Origin of the sequence: Acanthopleuribacter pedis (assembly GCF_017377855.1) — a bacterium.
Classification (GTDB): domain Bacteria; phylum Acidobacteriota; class Holophagae; order Acanthopleuribacterales; family Acanthopleuribacteraceae; genus Acanthopleuribacter; species Acanthopleuribacter pedis.
In genome coordinates, this window is record NZ_JAFREP010000006.1 from 263,966 (window position 1) to 286,158 (window position 22,193).

Sequence of the window (22,193 nt, forward strand, 5' to 3'; positions counted from 1 at the left end):
ATTCTAAAAAACAAAACGAGTGTTCGGTTTTTAAAATGAAACAATCGCTTAAATCACAACGATCACGCGAGCTTATTCTCGCCGCCGGCCTGCGCTGTTTTTCCCAAAACGGCTACAAGGCCACTTCCATGAAAGATATCGCCCGCGGTGCCGATATCTCCATCGGCCGCGTGTACCATCACTTCGATAACAAACTCCAAGTGTTCACCGAGTTGCTGGATAACTACTGGCGCCGCTTGGAAGATCCCGAATTGCCCTTGAACCAGTTGATCCTTAAGTCCAACTTTCCCAACGATATTCCCGCCTTGGCCGAGGCCATTCGCGATATTGTCGTTTCCAATCGCGAATCCATCATGCTGATTTACATTGATGTGATCGAGTTCCAGGGAACCCACATTCAGCGTTTTTACCACAATATGGCCGCCAACTTTAAGAACGCGTTCGGCGATCATTTTGACCGCTTGCGCCGCGAGGGCGCTTTACACGAGGATGCCGATCCCTTGTTCGCCGTCATGATGTGTTTTCGTTTTTTGTTCCAGTACTACCTGGTTGAAACCTCGTTCGGGGTGGAAAACCATTTCGGTATTGAATCGGAGGAAGTGGGCGGCAAGGTATCGCAACTGTTGTTACACGGTTTGTTGGATCCCAGCCGCAAACCCCACGGTGTCGGCGAGGAACCCTCATGTTAACTTCACCGCTGCCGGTGCGGCGCTCTCCGCATTTCGATCTTCACATCGACCGCATTGGTCGCGGTGAACCGGTTTTGGTGATTCCCGGTTTCGGCTGCGGCAATTGGCTTTTTAAACCAATTGCGCGGCAGCTCCAACCTCGGTATTCGTTTCTATTGCCCGACCTGCCGGGCATGGGCGCCAGTCCCGACGCGGGTTGTGATTACAGCTTTGAACAATTGGCCGACCATTGCCACTTTTTGATGCAGCGGCTGGGCCATCCCCGTTACCACCTGATCGGCATCAGCATGGGCGGTTTTATCGCCCAAAAGCTGCTGCTTCAACACGGCGAAGCCGTTGCCTCATGCGTGTTATTGGCCACCACCGCCGCGCATGAAACCATCGAGGCGATTCCCTTACTCGATGAAACGCAGCTCCACGCCATGTACCAAATGGAACCCGCGGCCATGGTTCGCGCCAACAGTGAGGCGACCGTCCACCCCGGCTTCGCCCAACGCGATCCCGCCGCTTACCAACTGCTTCTCGACCAACGCCTTCGCCACGTGGCACCGTTGCGCTCCCTACTGCGACAACGCCGCGCCGTCGCGCGTTACTTTGAATCCCCGGTGCCGCTGCACCTGATTAACAACCCCGTCTTGTTGCTCACGGGCGACGCCGACCGCCTGGTGCCCACCCAACATGCGACCCAACTGGCCGATCAGCTGCCGAACGCGTCGGTGACGCGTTTTGCCGAAAGCGATCACTGGTTTTTTTGGGAACGGCACCACGAAACGGCCGCGGCGATTGCGACCTTCCTCGCGGGTGACAAGGCCACGGAATCCCAGGCTGAGTAAAGGGAAGTCTTTACACAGAGTCTGATAATGTTCCGAAAACCATAACATTTTTTATAAATTGCCGCTTTATGCCGCGGCGGCCGTCGCGTTAACTGACCGACGGCGACGACCCTCATGGTCGTCATGCGACCGGCGTCGATTCCCGCGCTGTACCCCCGTCCGGGGGAGGCTGTTGGTGGTTTTCGCGTTCGCCTTGTTTTCACGGGAGTTTACCATGGACATTTCACTTGCTCGGGCGGCCGTTTGGCTGCCGCCCGACCGCGAACAGGCGGCCGATATTGCCGCCGCCGCCGACCTTCCCCTCGAGGTCGTGCGTGAGAAAATGGGCATCGTGCGCAAGTGCCGCGCCCGTGCCGAAATGCACCCCAGCGAGATGGCCGTGCGTGCCGCGCGCCTTGCCCTGCGCGACATCGATCCCGATTCCATCGACTTGCTCATGTGGACCGGTTCCGAATACAAAGATTACCCCGTTTGGTCCGCCGGCATTTACGTGCAGGAACAGCTCGGCCTACGCCGCGCCTGGGCCTTTGACATGGCCGCGCGTTGTTCCAGCAACGTCGTCGGCCTGCATATCGCCCGTTCGATGATGGCCGCGGATCCCAACATCAATCGGGTGTTGTTGTGCGGCGGCCACCGTACCGGCGACCTCGCCAATTACCAAGATCCCAATTCGCGGTTCCTCTACAGCCTGGCCGACGGCGGCGCGGCCATGGTGTTGGATCGCGAGGGCGACAATCCCTTGCGCGGCGCCTCGGTGATTACCGACGGCCGTTTCAGCGAGGACGTGATTATTCCCGGCGGCGGTACCCGCAAAACCAGCCGCGGTGGCTTGGACCACGCCGATACCTTTCTGACCGTGCCCCACATTGGCGAGATGCGCAAACGCTTGGGCGAAGTGTCCCAACCCAATTTCGTCAAGGTCATTCGCGAAGCGGCCCAATCCCGCGCCATTGATTACCTGGCCTTGCTGCACATCAAACGCTCGGCCCACGACGCCTTGCTTCAGGACCTCGAACTCAAACCCTCGCAAAGCATTTACCTCGACCACTTTGGTCATTTCGGCGCCCCCGACCAAGTCCTGTCGCTGGGGCTGGCCGAAAAAGAGAACCTGCTCCAGCCAGGCAACCTGGTGGTGCTTGCAAGCGCCGGGATTGGCTACACTTGGTCCGCTTTAGCTTTTGAATGGAACCGCGCCGTTTTTCACGGCGAGGACACCGCCACCCTTATTTAATGATGTAGGACGGCGACCCGGAGCGGCGCCGTGTGAGGAGACCAACCGTGAAAGGACTAGACCAAAAAACCGTGATGATTACCGGCGCCAACCAGGGCATTGGCTGGGCGACCGCCGAGCGGTTTGAGGCCGAGGGGAGTACCCTCTGTTTGGTGGACCGCGACATTTCCGACGTGACCCGCGAACGTTTCGGCGACAAACACCATCTGCTCGCCGCCGATCTGGCCACATCCGCGGGCATGCAGGCTGCACTCGAGCTTCTGCGCGACAAAAATTGCGACGTTTTGATTAACAATGCGGGGATCACCCGCGATGCGACCATCACCAAAATGACCCGCGCCGACTGGGACAAAGTCATCGCCGTCAACTTGACCGCCGTGTTCGAACTTTGCCAAGGCGCGGCCGTGATGATGAAAGAACGCGGCAGTGGTGTGATTCTGAACGCCTCTTCCGTGGTGGCCCACAACGGCAACTTCGGCCAAACCAACTACGCGGCCACCAAGGCGGGTGTGATCGCGATGACGCAAACCCTGGCCCGCGAATTGGGCCGCGCCAATGTACGCGTCAACGCGGTTGCACCGGGTTTTATCGAAACCCCGATGACGGAGGCCATTCCCGAAAAAGTGTTGGACAAAATCCGCCAAAAACCACCCCTGGCCCGCATGGGTCACGCCCACGAAATCGCCGCGGCCTACGCGTTTCTGGCCAGTGACGAGGCTAGCTACATCACCGGCACGACCCTCAACGTCGACGGTGGTTTGGTGCTGGGTTAAGCGGTGATTGCCTTGTCTTCCTCCTCTGTGAAGGCCGCTTTTTTCGGGGCCGAATTGATCGGTCCCGAAAAGGGTGTCCCGCTGCTGCTGCTCAACGGCTTGTTCGCCGCGCGGCAAAGCTGGGACGGCGCCCTGGGTTACCTTGGCCAAACGCGTGTCATCCGTTACGACGCGCGCGGCCAGGGGGAAACCCCCGCGGCGGAAGGCGTTTACCGTCTGGAACAACAGGTCGCGGACGCCCTCGCCGTATTGGATGGGTTGGACATTCAGCGCTGCCACCTGGCGGGCATCAGCAACGGCGCCCGCGTGGCCCTCGCCCTGGCGGCCAAACACCCGGAGCGGGTCGTCGCCATCGCCGCGGCCCACGCTTTTGCCAACCCGACCCTTGTCCAGCGCGCGGTGCTGCAATCCTGGCTGGAGGCCCATCGCGCCGGCGGCGGCACCTGTCGCTTCGACGTGGCCGCCCCCTGGATTTGGAGCGAAACGGCCATGGGCGATTTACCCGACCTGATCGCATCCTACCGCGAGCGCGCCGACGACCGCGATCACGCCGCGGTGGAAAGCCTGATCCTCGGTGCCCTCGACGGGTCGATTGACCTAAGCGCGGTTAAGGCACCGACCCTCTTGCTCAGTGGCGCGCACGATTTATTAACCCCGCCCCATGCGATGCAAGCCATGGCCGACGCCTTGCCCGACGCCCGGCTCACCGTGGTTGCCGGCGCCCACGCCGCTTTGCTGGAACGGCCCGCGTTGTTTGCAGAAACCATCGCGCCTTTTTTCGCGGGTTTACAAGGAGGAAACGCGCATGTGGTTTGATTTTTTAGCCGAAAACGCATCGCGTTTTGGTGATCGCATCGCCTTGGAACAGGCCGGCGACGGCGCCACCATGACCTACGCCGCCATGGACCGGCTTGCCGACCGTTGGGCGACCTACCTCCACCAACTGGGTGTTGGGGAAGGGGACCGCGTCGTCGTGCTGGCGACCAACCGCGCCGAACATCTGCACCTCTTTTTCGCCTGCCTGCGCCTCGGTGCCTTGTTGGTTCCTTTGAACTACCGCCTCAGCCCGGCCGAATGGACCCAACAGTTGGATCACATTGAAGCCACATGTGTTTTGCTCGGCGCGGACTTCCATCTCGACCATCCCGCCGCCTTCTATTTGGATTTGGTGACCCTGCCTGAAACGACCGCTTTTGTCGCCGCGCCCGTCGATCCACAACGGCCGCTGTTGATGTTGTTCACTTCCGGTTCCAGCGGTTGCCCCAAGGGTGTGTTGCTCCACGGCGCCATGCTCGGCGCCAACATCGTACAAACCCGCCTCAATTGGGAACTGGACAGCCGTGATGCGAGCAGTACCCACGCGCCCTTTTTCCACACCGGTGGTTACAACGTGCTGACCTTGCCGCTGTTACAGGCCGGCGGTCGCATCCTTTTGGTTGATTGTTTTCAACCTGACCAGATCCTTGATTTAATGAACGCCGGCAAAATCACCGTTTTCTTCGGCGTGCCGACCATGTTCGACTTGCTGGCGCGTCACGCCGCCTTCGCCGGCTGTGATCTATCCCAACTGCGCTTCGTGATTTCCGGCGGCGCCCCCTGCCAACAGGCCGTGATGCAGGTTTGGCGCGAACGCGGCGTGTGTTTCCGCCAAGGGTTCGGCATGACCGAGGTTGGTCCCAACTGCTTCACCATCGACGACGCCACCGCGCGCCGCAAGCCGGCCGCCGTCGGTTGGCCGATGCTCGGCACATGCATGCTGTTGTTGGACGAGGATGACCAACCCGTTGGCGACGGCGGTGTGGGCGAGCTGTGCATCGCCGGGCCGCACCTGTGCGCCGGCTACCGCAACAACGCCGCTTCGACCGCATCAGCCCGCCACGGCCAATTCTGGCGCACCGGCGACCTGGCTCAACGCGACGCCCAAGGTTGCTACACCATCGTGGGTCGCAAAAAAGAGATGTACATCAGCGGCGGCGAAAACGTGTTCCCCGGCGAGGTGGTGCGTCACCTGATCAACATGGCCGACGTGCGCGACGCCCATGTGATCGGTGTTCCCGACCAACGCTGGGGCGAGGTCGGTTTCGCCTTCCTGCTCACCGAACAAAGCTACGATGTGGCCGCCGTACGCGCCTTTCTCGAACCGCACCTGTCCCGTTACAAACACCCGCGCCACCTGGTCTGTCTGACCGAACTACCGTTGCTCGCCAACGGCAAAGTCAACCGCAAAGCACTCACCGAAACCGCCCTAAAAACCATACAAGCCGGGGTTCAATATGCTTCCTGAAACATCGATTCCCTGGTTTGCCTACCTGGTTACCGCCTTTTACGTCGGCCTGACCTATTTCCTCAGCGTCAAAGGCATGCGTCGCACCAAATCGCTGGCCGGTTTTTCCATCGGCAACGGTGACATGAGCCCGGTTCTGGTCGGTCTGACCATGGCCTCCTCGATTGCCTCCACCGCAACCTTTGTCATTAACCCCGGTTTCGTTTACACCCACGGATTGTCCGCCTTTTTGCACTACGGCGTGGCCGCTTCAGGCGGCATCATCGCCGCGCTGCTCCTGCTGTGCCACGGCTTCCGCCGCACCGGCGCGCGCTACAAGGCGCTGACGATCCCCCATTGGATCCGCGAACACTACGGCAGCCGCGGCCTGGCCTTGTTTTTCGCGCTGATTAATCTGCTCAGCATTACCTTTGTCGTGCTGATCCTGGTGGGGTGCGCCATTCTTACCGCGCAACTGTTCGACATCTCGCGCCAAGCCGCGCTCATCGCCGTGTTGTTGTTCGTGTTTAGTTACGTGCTCATGGGCGGCACCTACGCCCACGCCTACACCAACAGCTTCCAAGCCGTGCTGATGCTGTTCATCGCGGTGGCTTTGTTCGTTTCCGGTTTGGGTTATTTCAACGGCGACTTTTTCGGCAGCCTGGCGGCGGTTTCGCCCCAATTTGCCGCGCCTCTTAATGCCGAATCAACGCTTTACTACGACTTTTGGTCCGTGTTCGCCTCCGGGTTTATCGTCACCTTCGCGCTGATGATGCAACCCCACATTTTGACCAAGGTCCTGTACCTCAAAAATGATCGCGATGTGAAATGGTTCCTGGTTACCGCCATCGGTGCCGGCCTGATCTTTTCACTGATGCTGTTCACTGGTTTTTACGCGCGCCTCAGCGGCTTGGAAGTAGGGAGCCAAGACGCCGTGGTTGCGCATTATATTGCCGCCGAGATGGAAGGCATCGTCGGCGGCACTTTTTTTCTCACCATCATTACCATCGCGTTGCTGGCCGCGGGGATGTCTACCCTCGACGGCATATTGGTTTCGCTTTCGGCGATGGTGGTCAACGACCTGTATTTCCCTTTTAGCAAAGCGGCCGACAAGGAACGCCTCGGGCTTCACTTGTCGCGGCTGGTGCTGGTTGTGATTGGTTTGGTTGCCTTTGCTTTGGCGTGGCAACCGCCTGCTCTGGTGGGGCTTTTCGCGCAGAAAGGGGTGTACGGGCTGGCGGCGGCGTCGGTTGTACCGATTGTTTTCGGTGTGCTGATGCGTCGTCCCGTGTCGGCCTGGATCGCGGCTTCCGCCGCGGTTTGTGGGTTGACCGTTCATCTGGCTCTGCACTTGGGTTTCGGGGTGGCAAATCCAAGTGTATCTGCTAGTTACGCCATTTTGGCGAGTTTCTGTCTGGGTTTTGTGTGTCTGGGGCTCGACCGTCCCGCCGAGGTTGGCGCGACCGTGACCGCCGCCGAACCCCAATGATCCACGACCGAACAACCCCTGTTTCCATACCTAAAAAATGCGGCTCAACCGTTTCGTCTATCGCGGTTCACCCGTGTTTCTGCTTGAAGGAGCGCCACGATGAAAGTCCTCAGTGCCTACCGTTCACCCCAACGGCTTTTGATGCTCGCCGCACTGCTTGTTATGACCTGCCCGCTTTGGGCCCAGTCCGAAACCCAAGAACAAACCGAACCCGACGCGGTCACCGTGGAGGAATCCCTGGTGATCACCGCTTCCAAACGCCCGGAAAAACGCATGGAAGCGCCCTCGACCATTGAAACCGTGACCAGCCAAGGTTTGCTGGAATCGGCAGCGACCACCTTCTCCGGCGCCTTGGCTCAGGTCAAAGGTGTGGATTTCGCCAACGGCGGCATCAACCTGCAAAAAGTATCCACGCGCGGCTTCAGCTCCTCGTTTAACTCGCGCATGCTGTCGCTTGTCGACGGCCGTTTGTCGACGCTGCCGGGCGCCGGTTTGCCCCAGGGCGGGCTGGCACCGGTTTCTTCGCTGGACATTCGTTCGATGGAGTTAATTCTCGGCCCCGCCGGCGCATTGTACGGTTCCAACACCACCGCCGGCGTGCTCAACATCATCACCAAAACCCCCTGGGACGAGGAAGGTTTGAGTGTCGCTTTTAAAGGCGGCGAACAGAACCTCGTCGACGCCAAGTTCCGTTACGCCCAGGTGTTTGAGGGCGGCTGGGGCTTTAAACTCACCGGCCAATACCTCAGCGCCGACGAATTTGTCTCCGACAACGTGTTTGACGTTTCCGGCGCCAATCAAACCGGTTACGCCTCCCAGGCCGAATTGCAGGCCGCGCTTGACGCCGGCACCGCCTACCGCGAGGAAGACTTGGTGGTGGGCGACTACGATGTGTTGTCCACCAAAGCCGAAATGACCGCGTACTACCGTCGTGGGGAAACCATGTTCACCGCGCTCGTGGGTTGGTCCGAAAACGACAGCTTTGGCGTGACCAACGTCGGCCGCAACCGCATCGACGGTTGGGAAATCGGCCACGTGCAGTTTAAAGCGAGCGCGCCGCGCTGGTTTTTCCAGGTGACCCGCACCGGTGAAGATGCCGGCAACACCTACTCCATCCAAAACGTGCCCGCGCAACTTGCCGCCGGTTTGAGTCTGGAGCAGGCCGCCGACGCCGCCAAGTTCATCAACGATTCCTACCTCAACGACGTCGAATTCCAAACCAACTACGAGGTCGGCAACCTGTTCCTGGTCGCCGGTTTGAGTTACCGTGAGTACCAGCCCAATTCCGAGGGCAGCTATTTAGATGACTTCATCCTGCCGGACGGCACCAAAAACGATATTTCCCGTGATGAAAAAGGCGTTTACTTACAAGCGGATTGGCGTTTGATGGAAGACCGTTTGCGCGTGGTTGCCGCCGGTCGCTACGACGACTTCTCCGAGTTCGACAGCCAGTTCAGCCCCAAATTGGGCGTGACCTACAACGTCCACAACCACCACCTGCGCGCCAACTTCATGAGTTCCTACCGTGCGCCGGAAATTATCGAAACCCACCTGTATTTCTTCAACGGCTTGGCGCGCGGCAATTTAAATGGTTTCACCATTCAAGATGCCGCCGGCAACACCATCAGCGAAATCGCCGGTTTGGCGCCCGAAGAAGTCACCACCTTTGAGGTTGGTTACCGCGGCCTGTTCAACAACGCCCTGATGATCGACGCCGTCGCTTACCGCTCCGATTACGAGGACTTCATTAGCCCGCTGCAGGTGGTGGCCCACCCCGCTTTTGGTACGACCGCCGTTGACAGTCAAGGCGCCGTGTTGCCGCTGCTGTTCACCTATTTGAACTACGGCAAGGCTCAGATCGAAGGTTTTGATTTGGGGGTGGATTACTTCTTCAACGACAAAATCAGCCTCAAGTCGAGCATTGGTTACGCCAAGCTGGACTCCTTCGAAAACACCACCACCATTCCCGACATCCCCTTCAACACCCCGGAATGGAAGTACAAGGCGAGCCTGAACATCAAAGACCTGTTCGCGCCCAATTCCTTCCTGACCCTGACCGGCCGTCGCGTCAATGCCTACGACTACCTGTCCGGCAACTGGTCCGGCCGCATCGATACCTTCAGCGAGTTCAACCTGGCCGCGGGCTACACGGTTCCCAAGGTCGACACCCTGCTCAAGTTGAGTTGGTCCAACGTCACCGATGAGGACAAAACCCAGTTGCTCGGCACGCCCGCGCAGCCCAGTTTCCTCACCTTCGAGATCTACCAAAAGTTTTAAGCGATTCGCTTAGCCCGCATTTCTCACAAGGATTCGTAGCGAGAAGCAGAAAACCTTGTGAGATATGCGGGTTAGGGCGGGCGGTTAACCGCTCGCCCCATGGGCAAGGGGGAACCGTGCGTTTTGGATTTTTGCTTTTTTTGGGCCTGACGGCACCGGCCTGGCTGTGGTCGCAAACCACGCCGGCGTTGAACGGCGGCGACCTGTGCCACGAGGTAACCGGGGAGGGGCCCCCGCTGTTGTTGATCGGCGGGCTCGGCAACCGCATGTCGGTTTGGGACGATCTGTTGCCCAAACTAACCGCCCACCATCGCGTGATCCGTTTTGACCCCGCCGGTTTGGGTTGCAGCAGCGCTCACCAACCCGCCGGCACCGTGGCCGACCTCGCGCGCCACGCCGCGACACTGCTGGATCATCTCAACATACGCCGTTGCCAGGTGGCCGGCATTTCGTTGGGCGGGTTTGTGGCGCAATCAATGGCACTGCAGTTCCCGGAGCGCGTCGACAAATTGGTGCTGATGGGTTCCAGCATCGGCGGCAAAGCCCATGTGGTGCCGGATCAGGAAGTACTGCAATTCTTCGCGACCTCGGCGACCTTGCCGCGTGAGGCGGCCGTGCGCAAGGGTTACGTGCTGGCCTTGCGTCCCGACTTCGAGGCCGACCACCCCAAGCGCCATGGGGAACTGGTAGCGCGCGAGGCCGCCTACCAACCGCCGCCGACAACTGTCCAAAAACACGCCATGGCGGGTTTCTTTTTCGACCAAAGCGCCGTTGTGCAAAACATCGCCGTGCCGACCTTGGTGCTTCACGGCGCGTTGGACCGCGTTGTGCCGGTCGCCAACGGCCGCAAACTCGGGGAAGCGATTCCCAACGCCAAAACCGTGGTGCTGCCAAAGGCCGGCCATTTGTGCATCATCGACAGCGTCGAGGCGACCGCGGCGGCGATCCTAGCCTTCACCGCACCAACCTTTTAATCAGAATGACTGCCTCAAAATAAAAATCGCCAACGTGTTTTATTTCTAGAAACCGTTGCTCAATGGTGTGGCGCACGTTTGGCGGTCTATCCTGAACTTAATCTCAATGGATTTCGGTCCTTAGCCAATCCCTCGGTGAGACAAACAGAGTGAAACGGACCCTTCACGAGCAAGCGCTGCACAACCCGCTCGCCGCGGCCGGGGTGCGTTTCTGATGTTTGAACCGGCCGGGGACGACTCGCGATTCTCCATAGATTTGAACTCGGCGAGAAGTGCGGGTAAGGAGATATCTATGTCTGTTTTTCGTATGTTGTTCGTTTGTGTTTTTTTTGCCCCGGCTTTCGCCCAAACCGCGCCGACACTCAGCGGTGACTTCCGCAACTGGCTGAACGCCAACGGTTACGCCGCCTACGACTTCGCCCGCGACGATCTCGACGGCGGCAGTTTTGGCGGAAAAACCACCGCCGGCCAGGCCGTCAACCGCCGCCCCGTCATTTTCGTCCATGGCAACGGCGACCGTGCCTGGGGCCGCACCTTCGGCCAAACCGGTTGGCGTGCCTCGCGCGACGCCTTCCTCGCCGCCGGCTACAGCGAAGCCGAACTCTACGCCACCACCTGGGGACCGGCCAACCCGGCCCTTGCTTCTCTGCAATACCATTCCTACAGCTATCTCGACCGCACCCGCGCCTTCATCGAGGCCGTCTTGGCCTACACCGGCGCATCCCAAGTCGACGTCATCACCCACTCAATGGGGGTCACCCTGGCCAGAAAAGCCATCAAAGGCGGTGGCGGCAATGACAGCGCCGACGGCGGAACCTACAACCTCGGCAGCCCCTTAACCGCGCGCATCAACACCTTCATCGGCATCGCGGGCGCCAACCACGGCCTGGCTTCCTGCTATTTCACCGGACCCAGCACCCCCACCTGCGGCGCCACCAACGGCTTCTACCCCGGCTACATGGCCGGCGTGTGGGGACCCTACAGCGTCAGCCGTTTCCTCACCGACCTCAACCGCACCACGGGTTTCGAAGGCGCCAAGGTCTATACCATCTGGTCAACCGTCGACGAAATCGTCGGTTTCGGCGGCCTCGTCTACGGCCGCTACACCGCCCGCATCAACGGCCAAGACGGCGAAACCGTCTACAGCGAAACCCCCTACGGCCACTTCAACTGCAAAGACCTAACAACATCCGTCCAACTGGATCGCCTTGGGTATTGAGTTCATCGGAAAGACTGCAAGGGTTGAGGTTTAACGCTAAGAAGCCAATAGCCTCATCCTTTCTGGATGAAAAGCCCTCAGTGAATGAACCGGAAACGCCTGTCGAAGGGTTCCAGCCAAGTGAAGAGGGCGGGGTTGGTCTGGACAATGAATGGGTTGAGTTCCAGGAGCATTGCGTCGAAGCGATTGTTGGTTACAGCGTCCTTGGTAATTTCTTTTCTGTCGTCTTCATTGGGAACCAAGATAAGATCGGCGATGATGTCGGGTAAATGGAACTCGGGAAGCATGGCCGCCAACGCCTCGCGCAACACCGCTTCGATGCGCTCCGCGTGTTGCACGATGATTTCGGAACGGCCTAGGTCGCGGAAATCGTATTGCGAGATGCCGACCACCTCGCCGCCTTGGATGAAGCAGCGGAACTCGCTCCAGGTCGGGATGGTTCGCCACGGGCGCAGAAACAGCCGCGGCATGGTGCTGTAATCCATGGCGCAGCGGATGTCGAACGCCGCGCGGCGCGAATCGCTTGTCAGCAGGCGCACGCCCTGATGGCCGTGTTCGATGCGTAACCCGAACTGTTGCGCCTGGAGCCCGTCCTTGGGGCTGCGTGAACCCAGCCGCAAAAAGGCCGGCCCACCGATTTGCGCCAAACCCGCGTCGATGCGTTCTTCCAAGGCATCCAGCGACAGATGCGGCTGGAGGTTGGGAAACCAGCCGCGGTATTTGCTATGCGACATTGCCGCCAGCAGCTCGTCCCAGGGAACCTGTAAGTCCAGCGCGGGCAGGGAACGCTCGCGCAAGGCTTGCGGCCAGTTTTCAATAAAGGTCGGGGCGATGCGTTCCCAGAAGGTCTCCAGGCTCCACGGCACCATGCTAGGAGCCTTCCGCCAACTTTTTCATCACGTGCAGCATCGCGTTTTTGCGTTTTTCCTCAAAATTGTCCCAGTAACCGCGGCAAAACATCATCACCGAACGCGGTGGCAGGTGCGGGTCCGCGTCGGCCGTCGGTGCCCACACGCACAAACCCAGCTTGTCCGACTGCAACTCGCCCACCTTTTCTTCCGCCATCTCGGGATCCGTTTCCAGCAGTTGCTGCCGCAACAGCACAATGGGTTTGTCCAGTAAGGTGGCGCCGCCCAGGGTGGGTTTGGCCGGCTGCCAAATCTCAATCGCCTCCACGGTGTCGCCCTCGGCCTCGTAAAACACATGGACCCTGGCTTTGGTGAATTCATCGGTATCGCACAAGCTGAACATGTTCTTGCGGAACGGGTGTGCCGGCTCGCTCGCGGCTTTGCGCACTTGCTCGCGGGTCATGCCGAACTGGATCGGGCCCACACCTTGGTAGGGATGCATGTCGAGTCTCATGGGCGGCCTCCTAAAATTCGTCCAGTTTGGCGTCGGTCCAAAAATTGTCCTGCAGGTCGTCGTACTGGAGATCGTACTCGTCGCCAAATTTCAGCGCCGAATCGGTGCGGTCCATCTCGACCGCTTCCTTCAAGTAACCCTGACCGTTCATCTCTTCCTGAACGCCGCGGAACAATTTAGCCTCGTGGGAACTGCCGGTGGTGGCCGCGCGCGCGTGGTCCTGGGAGTTCATTTGGAAGGCCCCGCCGTCGTCCGTTCTCACGGTCGGGTTCGAGGAATTGGCCGGGGAGTGGTTCGACTCCGCGTAGGTGCCGTCCGGTCGGTTGTCCGGTCCCTTGGTGTCGCGGTGTGCGCCCGTTTTGCGCTCCTCCGCTTCCATGGTCTGGCGCTGGTGTTTTTTGGCGCAGCCTTCCTTGTTTCTATCCGCCACGCGTCGCTGCGCGTTTTCCAGCAACTCGTCGTTGCGGCCCTTGAACAAACCTTTGAGCCTATCTTCCACCGCGCTTACTGCTGAATCCCATTTTTGGTTGATGGCGTCCAACTGGCCGATCAACCTTTTGATGCGTCGCGCCGTCGCCGGATCGATTGCCTTTTCGATGTGCTTGAAAATGGCCTTCATCGACTTCAAGCGATCTTGCATCTTTTGAACCGTTTTGAACAGCTTGGCCAGCTTGCCGGTTTTGCCGACGGCGTCGCCCACGTAGGGCACCATCGAGACCACCGACAAACCGGCGCCGACGAAATCGCCGCGCCACAAGCTAAACAAACCACCGGCGAGGTCGGAAACCGGCGTGGGGTCAAAGATCCCCGCGATGTCGAGCACGCCCTGCGTGACGGCCTCGCCCATTTCGCCTTTCAGCTTTTTGAGCAATTCCTCCAAACGCGCGGACATGGTGTCGGGAATGACCAAATCCCCGGTGGCATTGTTTAAACCCATAATTTCCTCTCAGGACGGTACTAATCATTCGTAGCTTTTGGTTTAGTCGTCCTCGAACCAAGCCGAGGGATCGCCTTTGGCGATGATGTTCATCCAATGGTCGTCGCTGATGCGGTCCAGCAACGCGCGGAGTTTTTGGTCCTGCGCGACGGCCTCGTCGTCGAGAATCGCGCGTACCTGTTCGTCTTGGTCGAAGTCGGGTGCAAAGCGGAACATCAAGGCCACAAACGCCATGATGTCCTTGGCCAGAACGAAACCGTTGCGGCGCGCCCGTTGGATGCCGCCCTCGCACCACATTTCGAGGGTGTCGGGGTCGAGGTCGCGTTTTTTGGGGAATTCGTCGAGGATGAAGGCAATCACTTCCTTGAGAAACCGTTCCTCGTCGTAGGTGAAAAAGGCACTGTTGTGGGCCTCGGTCAACCGCATGGTGCGGTACGGATAGGTTTCGTTTTCAATGCGGGACACGGTGCTGTAGTGAACCAGGCTCAGTTGCGCCGTGCCCGCCGTGATGCGTTGGGCCGGGCCGAAGAAATGACGCACCTCGGGGGCGGTGGAACTGAGCAAGAAGGGCGACAGAATGCGGGGATCGTAATAACGAAACAGGTATTTGCGTTTTTCCAGATCGGCGATGTGTTCGAAGTTTTTTAAATGCTCGTGCACCTCGTTCATCGTTGCGTTGCTTTCGAGGAAAAAACCCCAGGGCTCGGCAAACAGGTCCTCGCGCACCCAGTCGATCAGTGCCGCGTCAGCTTTGAACAGCCAGGGCGCGCTGGGCCACCGGCCCTTGTCCTTGGGTCCGCCGTGCAGGCACACCGCGGGATAGTTTTCCGCTTTTTTCAAAACCGGCGGCATGTTGCAGGCGTCGATGACCGCGTACAAACGGCCCTGTTCGGCACTGTCGAGCAATTCGCTCCAGGTGGCCGGTTCTTCTGCGAGTCCAGATTCGTGTTCTAACATGGAAACCTCTTCGATGGATGTGCGGGAGTCGGCGAAAAGCCCGGGGGCCTTCGCCACGAACATCGCGCATAACACGATGAACCCGAGGCGGAAAAATCCGCGTTGGCGAAAAATGACTGCATTCACGGTAATGGCTCCCGAACGATAAGATGAGAGCACTCTAACACGACCGGAAGTTATCCACCGATGACGACATTGCTTGAACCGCTGACGATTTTCCCGCCGTGCGCCATTTGATCGCCCATGCGCGCCGCGGGCAGACCTTCGATGAAGACCGTTCCGCTGCCCATGGCGACGATGTCCGCGCCACCGCCGCCCGCGCCGCCCGCGGGGCCTTCATCGCATTTGCCGCCGTCGCAATCGCCGCCGGCCATGGCCGCGCCGCCGCCTTTGGCCGAGGACATGGTTTGGGGTGCCGCCGCGGAACCGGGACACATTGCCATGTCGCCGACCCGCGCCGCCGCTTGTTTGTTGATCACCACCGAGGTCGCGCCTTGGTACAAGGCCCCTTTGCCGTGCATCGGCAGGGGACACACGGTGCTGTCACTGAATCGTGCCGCCGGTTTTCCCATGGTTGACCCTCTCTAGTTCAAGCTGATCATTGAGCCTTGGACGGTGACGTTGCCCTTGGCTTTGATCGCCACGGTGCCGCCTTCCAGGTTCAACGCCGCCTTGGCTTTGATATTGATGGTGGTGCCTTCGATATTAATGACACCGGCGCGGTTCATCGAGATTTTGGCCGGGCCGCATTTCAGCCCGAGCATCACCCCGGCCATGATTTTGCGCATCACCAGGGCTTCCTCCGTGTGGGAGATGCCGACCATCATGTTGTGTGCCCCGCCGACCTGCACCATGTAGGCGCCCGCCACGGTTAAGGCTTTGGCTTGCATCACGTTTTCCACCGAGGCCTTGGCGACGTTCACCATTTTGACCTTGCCGATGTTGGCCGAGTAGTTTTCGGCGATGTTGACGCTTTTGCTATCACCGATGAGTTGTGCCTTGCTACCGCCGATGGTTTCCCGTTTGATGTTGCCGATGGTTTCCACTTTGTCGTTGCCCACCACCACGCTGTGGTCGTTGCCGACGATTTCACTGTGGTTGTTGCCGATGACTTCCGACTGATCCACGCCCACCTGCAAACCGCGGTTGACACCGATTTGGGTGATTTGATCCACGCCGATCCCGGTGTTCTGCACGTTGCCGATCAGGGTCACCTGGTCGTTGGCGATTTGTTCGGTGTGGTTGTTGCCCACCGCCACCGCTTTGTCGTTGCCCACCGCGGTGCCTTGGTCGACCGCAACCGTAATCGCCTGGTTGTTGCCCACGTTCAAACCTTGGTTGTTGCCCACCGTCATCAAGCGGTTGTTGCCCACCGCCAAGCTCTGATTGACGCCGACCATGGTGGCTTGGTTGTTGCCGACCGTGCGGGTTTGGTCGTTGACCACCAGGATTTGCATGTCCTTCTGGGAACGCATGTCGAACATCTCTTTGCCGTCCGAATCGTCAAAGATGATGTGGTGGTCTTTGATGGTTTTAATCGCGTTCTGGTATTTTTTTTCCGGGCCGAGCGGTGCGGCTTGGTTGTCGTTGTAGACCCGGCCGCAGACGACCGGGTGATCCGGGTTCCCCATCAGAAACTCCACCAGCACCTCGTGGCCGACGCGGGGAATGAACTGAATGCCGTAATCGCGGCCCGCGTAGTTGTTGCTGACGCGCACCCACATCGAGGAACGGTCGTTGCCGGGCCCCTCGCGATCCCAGTGGAATTGCAGTTTGCAGCGGCCCATTTGGTCCAGGTAAACCTCGCTGCCGCCGGGCCCGGTGATGGTGGCGGTTTGCAGACCGTGCACGCGGGGACGCGGTGTTTCCGCGCGCGGGCGAAACACGTTGCCGGTGGGGCAGCATTCGGACCAGCAGCGGAAATCCCCTTGTTCGCCTTCGATGCGCAGCGATTTGATCAGCCAGGTCGTGTTGAGTTCTTCATCGAAGTGGTTTTCGAGCGTGAAGGTCGCGCCCGTGGCAAAGGAGCGCGTGTTGCCGTGGGTGCTGAGCGCGCACATTTCCGCCAAATGGGATTCGGCGCGGATTTTGGCCATGCGGTCGCCTTTGCCGCCGTCGGCATGAAGCGTGTTGTGGTCGTAAATTTCCAGGTCGGCCAAGGCGGCCGGCGCGGCGTTGGTTTGCCCCGAGTTGAGTTGGGTCGACGAGGTTTGGTAGTTGTAATCGTGGCAGGCCACTTTGCCGGAAACCACGTTCAACACAAACTCGGCCGACATCACCACTTCCTCGTCCTTTTCTTTGACTTGCCCTTCCTCGTCGTAACTCGCCACCGCGTGGGGCTGACAGGGTTGGTGGGCGCTTGGGGCGTCGGCAAAAACGATATTGCGGCTGAAGTGGTCGTAGAAAAAGTAAGCGCCCTCGTCCTCAAGCAGGCGTTTGACGAAGTTGAGGTCGCTTTCGTCGTATTGCACGCAGTATTCCCGTTCGGGGAAGCTGTCGGTGGTGCGCCATTCGAAGGGGACACCCATGGCGCCGCAGACCTCGCTGATAATGTCTTGGGCGGTTTTGTGTTGAAAGATGCGCGAGCGTTTGGTTTTGCCCAGCAGGCTCATTTTGGGTTTGATTTCCAGGCGATAGCGGTACTGTTGCTGGGTGGGATCGTCGGTGTCGTGGAAACCGCCGCGCAATTGGCGTACCTGGGTGACGATGCCGTTGATGGGACGTGGTGTGGTTTGTTCTTTGCCGGCCATCACGTCGATGCCCGCGAATTGGTTGATAAAAGCCGCCGCCGGCACCAGACCTCGGGATTCGATTTCGACCCAAAGTACCCCGATTTGGTGCAGGCGTTCCTCCAGCCCGTAACGCAACACCTTAATGTGTTCGCCCGGGCCCCGCCACAGAATATCGTCGACGTTGTGTTTGTGGAAAACACTCATGTAGGACCTCTTTTTGTACCATAAGCTGATGAACGGTTGGTTTCGGCGAAAAACGACAGCATATGTTGTCGTTGCGGCGTGAAATAAAGGTTCGCCGCTCGCCGTATAAAATAAAGCCTTCTAAATGAAGAAAAGCGATGTGATAAAAAAATGGCGTAAACGTGGGAAATCCAACGACGGCCGAGACGCTTGTCCCGAGCACCCCATTCGCCTGGTTTGCGCGAATCCCGTGGAGCAAGTCGGTGTAAAAAGGACGCTTGCCGGGAAAAGGGTTGTGGTGGGACGGCAGACCCCGATCCGTATGATAACCGTTGGGCTTCTTACAAAGATTACGACAGAGATGGGCTATTTTCTTCAAAAAAAATTTCAAAGAGCGCTGATTTTAGGGTGCTTGGCTGAGTATGATTAATGTAAAGATCTGTTAAAGAATGAGTTGTTGGGAATTTTAAAAAAAATAAACCGCGGCCTCTTTCATCGCGTACACTGAGGTTGGGTTTTCACAACATGGCGATCACGTAATTGGGAGGGAAGGATGGCACATCGTGCGTTTTTCGCATCCGAGGGTTACTTCGAGCAAGATGTAGCGCGGCGAAAAAAGAGTGTAGCCGAATTTGAGGCGTCGGTGCGCGAGGCGGAGGAAAACAACGGCGACACCGCCTTGTACCTCTATCCGCTGTTCATCCGCCGTTATAAATTGGCGGTTTCGTTGTATTCAGCCGGCGGAAACCTGGACGAGGTCAAACAGTTGTTTGCCGAGTGTCTCAAAGCGTTGTGCGCCTACCAACAGAGTCCCGGTTTTCAACCGCTTGACTTAAACGATTTAGAACAATATACCTATGCCGTTGAGATCCTTGCTTTAGGGCTTTTGTTCGACGTACCGCGCGAATGGTTCGAAGCCGTGGTTAAGGTGGTTGAGGCCGCCCCGGCCGGCAAAACACCGCCTCGTGACTTTGTGTTGGATTTCCTGATTTCCTGCTGGGACGCCGGCCGCGAGCCGGTCGAAACCCTGCTCCATCCCGAGCCCTACGAAGCCCTTAAAGATGTTTGCCAGGTTGAAAACGACGATGACCGCCTTTTGGCCGTGCTGCGGTTTTTGGATCGCTACCGCGAGGGCACTGAGTCCTTGCCTTGGAGCCAATCCCACATGGATAACGACGGCCAATATTTCGGCTTTTGGTCCTTTGCCCTGGCCGCGGTGGTCCACGAACTGGGTTTCAGCGATGAAGCTTTTGCGATGAACATGCTGTACCCCGGCGACCTGGCCGGCCACCGCGATCCCGATTTGGGTGTCCAGGTGGAACCCCCGGAAATCACCCCCCCGGAGATCGCCAAACCCTCGATGGAACTCGGCGTTTCCCTTGAGGATTAGGCCGGCCTAAGCACGCGCTTGGGTCGCCGCCGTTCTCTTTTTGGTTGGGCTCAGGTATTTTTGAGCAAAGCCTTTTTGAATACGCCTTTGGGAGGTGCCGCGTGGAACTGGACTTGGTGTGGATTTACCGACGCGTCGGTGTCAACGAACGCTTGGCGGCAGAGAAGGCGCACCTTGCCGGCCGCTTGTTGACCAATTGGAATTGTCCCCACGGGTTCCACCCAAAACACTGCAAGAAAACGCCGTTGAAGAAAGCGCCAAAGCAGTGGGCACGCGATCAGGGATGGCCGACGCCTTTGCTGGGTTTTGAAAAGCAGTTCCTTGAAACCTTACTGTCGGACGACGACCACTTTCGGCTTGGCTTGGATAAGGGCGGCGTGGAACTCTTTGTGCCTATCAAAGAATGGGTGGTGCCCGACAAGGACGTCGCCACATGGGAACGGGAAAACAAGGACCCCAAAAATTGGGATGCTTTGGCTGGGAATTTTCGGGTGTTGTGCCAAATCCTCAATCACGGCGTGCCTGTCGTGGTTGCGGGCCGGACCTACACCAGCAGCGGAACCTTTTACCGTGATTTTGTGATGAAAGGGTATCGCAACCTAGAAGAGGGTGCCGACCTGTTTATTTTGGCGCCTTAATCCCGCGGGTGTTGGTTTCGGCGTAGGTAGGCGGTCGGCGTGTGCCCGGTAAGCGCCTTAAAATCTTTGATGAAATGGGCCTGATCGCTGTAACCCAGTGTGTAGGCCAAATCGGTCCAATTGGGGGGCGCGGTTTCGCATTGGGCCAAGGCCTCGTGGAGGCGGTACTTTTTAATGACCCACTTGGGACCGATACCCACGAATTTTTGAAACAAACGTTGCAGTCGGCGTTTGGAGACAGCGAAATGGTCGGCGATTTGGTCGACCTTGGTTACCTCGGGATGGGCGGCGATCCAGTGAGTGATTTCCGTTGCGAGGCGCACCTCATCGGTGACCCCCGCCCGGTCGGGCTGTTGCGCCTTGAGGAAGCGTTCCAAATGGTGGACTTGTTCCGCGTGGGTGGCGCCGGAAAGCACAGCGTTTTCTAGGTCGTTGAAGGCGGCGCCGAACAGGTGCGCGGGGGGCAGCGTTTGGTCGGTTAGGGAGGTGATCGGTTTCTTAAGAAACGGATAAAAACCGCCGGGATGGAATTTGACCCCGATGACACGGCCCTCACCCTCCAAAATCCGGGTGTAGCGACGGGTGACCACGCCCACGATCTCGCTCCGGCCCTGTTCAATCACCAGATGGACGTTGGGGTGGGGGATGTTTTCCTGCACTTGAGGTTCGCGCCCGCGTAAATCCCAGCCCACCAACCAATAACGTTCGATGTACGGCGCCAGTGCCGGGGAGGGCGGGATACGGGTTAAGTTGTAGTTATCGCGACCGCGCGCCAGGTGCAACACGCCGCGAATTTCCTGGTGGTTTGGGGCCATGCCGACCTCGGTTCGTCGCGTTTTTACAATACCGGCCGATGGCCGCCGTCTTAAATTAACACGCATGCCGGGTACCGGCACCATTTCAGGAGGTGGCGTGTGATTGTTACCGCAACATGGCTGGCAACGGCGATTTTTTTGGGTTCCGGTGTTGAGGGCGACCACCAAAGGGGAGTTTTGATGGCGAAGGGTTCTTTTGAGGTGCGGTTGAAACCGCTGGAATGTTCGATGACGGGTGAAGCAGGCGTGGTGTTGGGTCGGATGGGTTTTGACAAAACCTTTTCCGGCGACCTAGAAGGGGTTGGTGTCGGCGAAATGCTAAGCGCGCGAACCTCGGTAAAGTCCTCGGCGGCATATGTGGCGATGGAACAGATTAGCGGTCGCCTCGACGGGAAAAGCGGTAGTTTTGTGGTGCAGCATGCCGCCACCATGCACGAGGGTGAACAGCGGCAGACACTGGAGGTGGTGCCCAACTCCGGGTCGGGGGAACTCGCCGGAATCGAGGGCACGATGAAAATCATCATCAAGGACGGCCTTCACTTCTACGAAATGCACTACCGACTCCCCCAGTGATGGGTCCGGGTCTCGACGGTTGGGCGCCTTTTCTCCGTCGAGATCCTTGACGCGGCTTGAACTTTCGGGGTTGTGCGCTTTTATCTGGTGTGAATTGAGGATAACTGAAGAGGGTTCGGTTGTTGATTAAGTGGTTCTAATAGAGGTGGTTAGTTCGAAGTTAGAAATGATAATCGGCCGCGCTTTTTCTGCTGCAACGCCGGGTGATTTCATGTAATTTAGCTGAGGATTTATACAAAAATTGCAGGTGTTGAGGTAAGGCCATGCCTGTGCATTACGGTTACCTTGAAGAAACCATGCTTGGCTCTTCAAGCACTCAGTTAAGCGAACTAATTTCGCGCACCTTGGGCTCACCCGAATATCGAGAACCCTGGAGTTCCGAAAAGTTAGCCAAGCGATTGCTTCTTTCGATTCGTTCCGGCGTGGTTGTTCTGGCTTTTAGCGCCGACGGCCGCATCATCGGGGCCGCCCTGGGTTTCCCGACGGCCTTGCTCGATTTGGCATTGCCTTTTTCTCGGTTTTGGCCCCACCTAAAGGCCGAAGATGCGTTTTATTGCGCCGGGCTTTTTGTCTCACCCTTCATGCAGTCCCAAGGGATCGGCACCGAATTGGTGCGTCGGCGACAATCCTTTTTCTTTCGCAAGGGGTTTGCTTCATTCGTGGGGATGACCAATACCACGGGTGGTCAGTTGGCGTTATACCGAAGACTTGGTTACCAAATTGGGTCCACGGCGATTCAGGATCCCAGTCTAAGGAACCCGAAATTTGTGTTTAGTGGCAAAACCCAGGACCTTCACGCGGATCTGGTTCCCCCACCCATCCCGTTACCGCCGGCTTGCACGTTGCCTGGATAAACCT

21 protein-coding genes are annotated in these 22,193 nt (G+C 58.4%); 14 read left to right on the forward strand and 7 right to left on the reverse strand.

All coding sequences use genetic code 11. The features are described from left to right. The first annotated feature begins 35 nt into the window (after positions 1-35). From J3U88_RS09070 to J3U88_RS09115, 10 genes are all read left to right on the forward strand, one after another. Positions 36-689 (forward strand): TetR/AcrR family transcriptional regulator, encoded by a 654-nt coding sequence (locus J3U88_RS09070; protein WP_207856535.1) that lies wholly within the window; start codon positions 36-38, stop codon positions 687-689. Then, complete coding sequence (locus J3U88_RS09075; protein ID WP_207856536.1) at positions 683-1,522, forward strand: alpha/beta fold hydrolase; 840 nt, start codon at positions 683-685, stop codon at positions 1,520-1,522. Before J3U88_RS09070 ends, J3U88_RS09075 begins: the two co-directional genes overlap by 7 nt. Positions 1,523-1,736: 214 nt before the next feature. Continuing rightward, on the forward strand, positions 1,737-2,753 hold the full coding sequence (locus J3U88_RS09080; RefSeq protein WP_207856537.1) for a 3-oxoacyl-ACP synthase: 1,017 nt from the start codon (positions 1,737-1,739) through the stop codon (positions 2,751-2,753). A gap of 47 nt (positions 2,754-2,800) precedes the next feature. After that, entirely contained in the window at positions 2,801-3,526 is a 726-nt protein-coding gene (locus J3U88_RS09085) for an SDR family oxidoreductase (RefSeq protein WP_207856538.1), read from the forward strand. Positions 3,527-3,538: 12 nt separating this feature from the next. Continuing rightward, complete coding sequence (locus J3U88_RS09090; protein WP_207856539.1) at positions 3,539-4,342, forward strand: alpha/beta fold hydrolase; 804 nt, start codon at positions 3,539-3,541, stop codon at positions 4,340-4,342. Next, complete coding sequence (locus J3U88_RS09095; RefSeq protein ID WP_207856540.1) at positions 4,332-5,810, forward strand: class I adenylate-forming enzyme family protein; 1,479 nt, start codon at positions 4,332-4,334, stop codon at positions 5,808-5,810. The genes J3U88_RS09090 and J3U88_RS09095 overlap by 11 nt, the downstream gene beginning before the upstream one ends. Continuing rightward, on the forward strand, positions 5,800-7,278 hold the full coding sequence (locus tag J3U88_RS09100) for a sodium:solute symporter family protein (protein ID WP_207856541.1): 1,479 nt from the start codon (positions 5,800-5,802) through the stop codon (positions 7,276-7,278). The genes J3U88_RS09095 and J3U88_RS09100 overlap by 11 nt, the downstream gene beginning before the upstream one ends. A gap of 99 nt (positions 7,279-7,377) precedes the next feature. Then, positions 7,378-9,555, forward strand: coding sequence for a TonB-dependent receptor plug domain-containing protein (locus J3U88_RS09105; protein ID WP_207856542.1), 2,178 nt, complete (start codon positions 7,378-7,380; stop codon positions 9,553-9,555). Between the two features lie 116 nt (positions 9,556-9,671). Then, a complete protein-coding gene (locus J3U88_RS09110) occupies positions 9,672-10,529 on the forward strand; it encodes an alpha/beta fold hydrolase (protein ID WP_207856543.1) in 858 nt (285 codons plus the stop codon). A 292-nt stretch (positions 10,530-10,821) separates the two neighbouring features. Then, positions 10,822-11,748 (forward strand): alpha/beta hydrolase family protein, encoded by a 927-nt coding sequence (locus J3U88_RS09115; protein WP_207856544.1) that lies wholly within the window; start codon positions 10,822-10,824, stop codon positions 11,746-11,748. A gap of 77 nt (positions 11,749-11,825) precedes the next feature. Here the strand turns inward: J3U88_RS09115 and J3U88_RS09120 are convergent, their stop codons facing one another. From J3U88_RS09120 to J3U88_RS09145, 6 genes are all read right to left on the reverse strand, one after another. Then, on the reverse strand, positions 11,826-12,617 hold the full coding sequence (locus J3U88_RS09120; protein WP_207856545.1) for a cell division cycle protein 123 family protein: 792 nt from the start codon (positions 12,615-12,617) through the stop codon (positions 11,826-11,828). 1 nt (position 12,618) lies between these two features. Then, a complete protein-coding gene (locus J3U88_RS09125; protein ID WP_207856546.1) occupies positions 12,619-13,110 on the reverse strand; it encodes a hypothetical protein in 492 nt (163 codons plus the stop codon). A 10-nt stretch (positions 13,111-13,120) separates the two neighbouring features. Then, complete coding sequence (locus tag J3U88_RS09130; RefSeq protein ID WP_207856547.1) at positions 13,121-14,047, reverse strand: hypothetical protein; 927 nt, start codon at positions 14,045-14,047, stop codon at positions 13,121-13,123. Between the two features lie 42 nt (positions 14,048-14,089). Next, positions 14,090-15,004 carry a DUF4123 domain-containing protein gene (locus J3U88_RS09135; protein ID WP_207856548.1) on the reverse strand — a complete coding sequence of 305 codons (915 nt, stop codon included), beginning with the start codon at positions 15,002-15,004 and terminating at the stop codon, positions 14,090-14,092. Between the two features lie 176 nt (positions 15,005-15,180). Continuing rightward, positions 15,181-15,576 (reverse strand): PAAR domain-containing protein, encoded by a 396-nt coding sequence (locus tag J3U88_RS09140; RefSeq protein ID WP_207856549.1) that lies wholly within the window; start codon positions 15,574-15,576, stop codon positions 15,181-15,183. Between the two features lie 12 nt (positions 15,577-15,588). After that, a complete protein-coding gene (locus tag J3U88_RS09145) occupies positions 15,589-17,940 on the reverse strand; it encodes a type VI secretion system Vgr family protein (RefSeq protein ID WP_207856550.1) in 2,352 nt (783 codons plus the stop codon). A 532-nt stretch (positions 17,941-18,472) separates the two neighbouring features. On the opposite strand from J3U88_RS09145, the gene J3U88_RS09150 reads away from it, so the two are divergent. Beyond that, complete coding sequence (locus J3U88_RS09150) at positions 18,473-19,309, forward strand: PoNe immunity protein domain-containing protein (protein ID WP_207856551.1); 837 nt, start codon at positions 18,473-18,475, stop codon at positions 19,307-19,309. Between the two features lie 101 nt (positions 19,310-19,410). After that, a complete protein-coding gene (locus tag J3U88_RS09155) occupies positions 19,411-19,947 on the forward strand; it encodes a hypothetical protein (protein ID WP_207856552.1) in 537 nt (178 codons plus the stop codon). Here J3U88_RS09155 and J3U88_RS09160 read toward each other — a convergent pair. Continuing rightward, complete coding sequence (locus J3U88_RS09160) at positions 19,944-20,762, reverse strand: helix-turn-helix domain-containing protein (protein WP_207856553.1); 819 nt, start codon at positions 20,760-20,762, stop codon at positions 19,944-19,946. The two genes, J3U88_RS09155 and J3U88_RS09160, sit on opposite strands and share 4 nt — an antisense overlap. Positions 20,763-20,942: 180 nt before the next feature. Between J3U88_RS09160 and J3U88_RS09165 the strand changes: the two genes are divergently transcribed. Both J3U88_RS09165 and J3U88_RS09170 read left to right on the forward strand, forming a co-directional pair. Then, positions 20,943-21,335 carry a DUF3224 domain-containing protein gene (locus J3U88_RS09165; RefSeq protein WP_279382466.1) on the forward strand — a complete coding sequence of 131 codons (393 nt, stop codon included), beginning with the start codon at positions 20,943-20,945 and terminating at the stop codon, positions 21,333-21,335. 263 nt (positions 21,336-21,598) lie between these two features. Continuing rightward, the gene (locus tag J3U88_RS09170; protein WP_207856555.1) at positions 21,599-22,189 is read left to right on the forward strand and encodes a GNAT family N-acetyltransferase; all 591 of its coding nucleotides are present in this window, start codon (positions 21,599-21,601) and stop codon (positions 22,187-22,189) included. Positions 22,190-22,193 lie beyond the last annotated feature (4 nt).